The sequence below is a fragment of the Nocardia elegans NBRC 108235 genome, from assembly GCF_001612845.1.
In the GTDB taxonomy this organism is placed as follows: Bacteria; Actinomycetota; Actinomycetes; order Mycobacteriales; family Mycobacteriaceae; genus Nocardia; species Nocardia nova.
Genome location: NZ_BDBF01000103.1, coordinates 1 through 3,431, shown reverse-complemented (window position 1 = coordinate 3,431; position 3,431 = coordinate 1). Strand labels below are relative to the sequence as shown.

At 67.2% G+C, this 3,431-nt stretch carries 4 protein-coding genes; 3 read left to right on the top strand and 1 reads right to left on the bottom strand.

The window, feature by feature from the left end; genetic code table 11:
- Positions 1-694 (top strand): DoxX family protein (locus NE2_RS34350; protein ID WP_157111002.1); only part of this gene is annotated, 694 nt, incomplete at its 5' end.
- Positions 695-697: 3 nt separating this feature from the next.
- Positions 698-1,138 (top strand): nuclear transport factor 2 family protein, encoded by a 441-nt coding sequence (locus tag NE2_RS34345; RefSeq protein ID WP_084494530.1) that lies wholly within the window; start codon positions 698-700, stop codon positions 1,136-1,138.
- A gap of 73 nt (positions 1,139-1,211) precedes the next feature.
- Here NE2_RS34345 and NE2_RS34340 read toward each other — a convergent pair whose 3' ends face one another.
- Positions 1,212-2,255: an IS110 family RNA-guided transposase gene (locus NE2_RS34340; protein WP_063032907.1), complete on the bottom strand. Its 1,044-nt coding sequence runs from the start codon at positions 2,253-2,255 to the stop codon at positions 1,212-1,214.
- A 240-nt stretch (positions 2,256-2,495) separates the two neighbouring features.
- On the opposite strand from NE2_RS34340, the gene NE2_RS34335 reads away from it, so the two are divergent.
- Positions 2,496-3,386 carry an IS5 family transposase gene (locus NE2_RS34335; protein ID WP_063032905.1) on the top strand — a complete coding sequence of 297 codons (891 nt, stop codon included), beginning with the start codon at positions 2,496-2,498 and terminating at the stop codon, positions 3,384-3,386.
- Positions 3,387-3,431 lie beyond the last annotated feature (45 nt).

Below are 3,431 nucleotides of genomic sequence, written 5' to 3'. Positions count from 1 at the left end.
CACCGAGCACCCCGGTACCGAACATGCCGGCGCTGGGCACCCCGGCGCCGAGCATCCTGACACCGTGCCGCCCGGCGCCGAGCCGGCCGCCTCGGAAGCGCCCACCTACGCCTTCGCCACCATCCCGCCCGCGCGGGCCAACGGCGACACCGAGCGGCTCCGTCGCCCGCGCGAATATCGCCGCGGCACACTGGATCTGGGTCTGCTGGGCCTGCGCCTGACCGTCGGCCTCACCTTCCTCTACCACGGCCTGCAGAAGCTGGCGGGCTGGTTCCACGGCCCCGGTCTGGACGGCACCCGGCACATGCTCGAGCAAGGCGGCTGGAAGCACATCGAGCTGTCCACCGCGATGCTCACCGTGTCCGAGGTCGGTGGCGGCGCGCTGATCATCCTCGGTCTGGCCACTCCGCTCGCGGCCGGCGCAGTCCTGGCCTCGATCTCGACCGCGTGGCTGTGGAAGCAGGGCATGGCTCCCGACTTCCAGTACCGCCCGGTCGAATTGGAGTCGATCCTCGCCGGCGCGGCGGCCTCGCTGATCCTCACCGGCCCCGGCCGCCTGTCGTTCGACCGCAACCGCGGCTGGGCCGTCCGCCCGTCGTGGGGTTCGTTCGTCTGCCTGGTCCTGGCGCTCGGGGCAGCGGCCGCTGGGTGGATTTTCCTGCACGGCGGCAACCCGTTCGTGGGAATCTTCTGAAACGTGCCTGATTCCGCAATACCGAGTTACCGAGCGATCGAACGCCTGATCGCCGACTACGCCCTCCTGGTCGACCAGGGCGATTTCGCAGGCGTCGGCGCCCTGTTCGCCACGGGCTCCTTCGGCGGCAGCGCCGGAATGATCGAGGGCAGTGCCGCCGTGGAGAAGATGCTGTCCGGCACCGTGATCCGCTACGACGACGGCACTCCCCGCACGAAACACCTGGTCACCAACCTGGTGATCGAGGTCGACGAGGCCGAGGACACCGCGACCGGCAGGTCGTACTTCACCGTCCTGCAGGCCACCCCCGACCTACCACTGCAACCCATCGTCAGCGGCCGCTACGACGACCGCTTCCACCGCCCCGCCGGACAGTGGGCATTCGCGCAACGCGCGGTCACCATGGACCTCATCGGCGACGTGAGCCACCACCTGCGCAGATAACTTCGCGCCCCATTGACGTTCGAACGGAAACGGCCGCTCCGATCGGAGCGGCCGTTCTCGTGAATCTCCTATGTCAAGCGGCCGCCGTTTGGCAAGTCGAGGGTGAGGGGTGTTGTCGAAGTCGGTGGTAGACGACGTCCGCGAGGTGGCGTTTGAGGACCCTGAGTGCTTCGCTTTTGGATTTGCCTCCTGCTGTCCGGCGCCCGACCAGGTCGCGGGCAGGCGGGTGGACTCGCAGTTGGGTGATCGCTATCCGATGTAGTGCGGCGTTGAGCTGTCGGTTGCCACCCCGGTTGAGTCGGAACCGGGCCCGGTTGCCAGTCCAGACCGGGATCGGCGCGACGCCGGCATGCATCGCGAACGCCGCCGACGACCGGAATCTGGCCGCGCCGGCCGTTTCGGCGACGATCTTGGCGGCCGTGAGTCCCGCGCAGCCGGGTAAGTTCAGCAGTTCGGGAGCCATGTCGGCGACCTGAGCTTCGATTCGATGCTTCAGCTCGTTGATGCGTCGTGTCACGGCGCGGATCCGTTTGACCAACTCGATGGCGATCTCGGTGCGGACACCATCCCGGGCCTCTGCGAGTCGTTCGAGTAGTTCGGTCAACGCCCTGAGGCTGTTTAGTGCTTGGCCTGCCTGCACCGGTATTTCCAGGTCGTGGAGGTGCCATCGCAGCCGGTTGATCATCCTGGTTCGTTCGGCGGTCAAGTCCTCGCGATGGTCGAGCAGCAGCCGGACCTCGAGCGCTTGTTCATCTAGATGCGCTGCGGGGAGGTCGGGTTCACGCAGCGCAGCCCGCGCCACCGCAAGCGCGTCGATCGGATCCGACTTGCCGTGTGTTCTGGCCGAACTGCGTGAGCGCGCCATCAATTTGGGCGGAACCATCACGACCGGCTGGCCGGCACCGACCAGGGTTCGCACCAGCGTGCCTGCAACATGTCGACAGTCTTCAACTGCCCACTGGCGAGGCTCGTCGCCCCATTGCCGTGCCCAATCGAGCAGGCGAAGGATGTCGGCAGCCTTCGAGCCGATGGTGAGCTGAGCGAGTTTGCGGCCGGTGCCGTCAACGGCCACCGCCGTGTGACTACGCATGTGAGGATCGATCCCGATCACTACCAAAACCCGTGTCTCCTTGCCTATTCGGATGACAAGGTCCGGCCGGTGGACACGTCTCAGTCGGGAGGGTAGGCCTCGTTCTCCTATCAAGTCACGCCGGCCGGACCGGCTCCGGCCGCGGTGGACGATTCACGAGAAAGCCAACCAACCAGCGGCAGCCAGCGTAAGAGTCACCCCACGACCGGAGCAGGTCTACCACTTCAACAGCGGCACAGGAAGTCTCACACTGAGACCAGCGTAGCGGTGACGGGGCGCGCGGACCTGACCGACGCCCAATGGGCCCGGCTGGCACCGTTGCTGCCCCGCGGCAAGAAAGCGGGACGCCCGCCCACATGGACGAAAAGGCAGCTCATCAACGGGATCCGATGGCGGGTGCGTGTCGGATCGCCGTGGCGCGACGTGCCGGCCGAGTACGGGTCCTGGCCTGCGGTGTATGGACTGTTCCGCCGCTGGCAGCGGGCCGGCGTGTGGGCGCTGCTGCTGAAACTGCTGCAAGCATTCGCCGCGGCGGCAGGCTCGATCCGATGGCAGGTCAGTGTGGACTCCACGATCATGCGCGCGCATCAGCATGCTGCCGGTGCCCGCCGTGACAGTGCCGGCCAGGCCGAACCACCGGGCGGGAATGGTGAACCCGAACCGGGTGATCACGGGCTGGGCCGATCGCGGGGCGGCTGGTCGACGAAGCTGCATCTGGCGTGTGAGCAGGGCTGCGGGGTGCTGTCGCTGCTTGTCACACCCGGTCAGGCCGGTGACAGTCCGCAGTTCACGGCCGTGCTGGATGCGATCTCGGTGCCGAAACTCGGCGGTGGACGGGCCCGGATGCGGCCCGAGCGGGTGCTGGCGGACAAGGCGTATTCCAGCCGTGGTAACCGGGACTGGTCACGTCGCCACGGGATCAAGGTCACTATCCCGACGCCGTCGGATCAGGCCGCGCACCGGCGTCATCGTGGCCGGTCGGGTGGTCGTCCGCCAGCGTTCGACAAACTCGTCTACCGCGACCGCAATGCGGTCGAGCGAGGCATCAACCAGCTCAAACAGCATCGCGCGGTGGCGACTCGCTACGACAAACTCGCTGTCCGCTACTTGGCCACGGTCCACGTCGCGGCGATCAACCAGTGGCTGCGGCACGAATGAGGGCGGGCCACAGGCCCGCCCACACCACTTCGATACAAGCCCTAG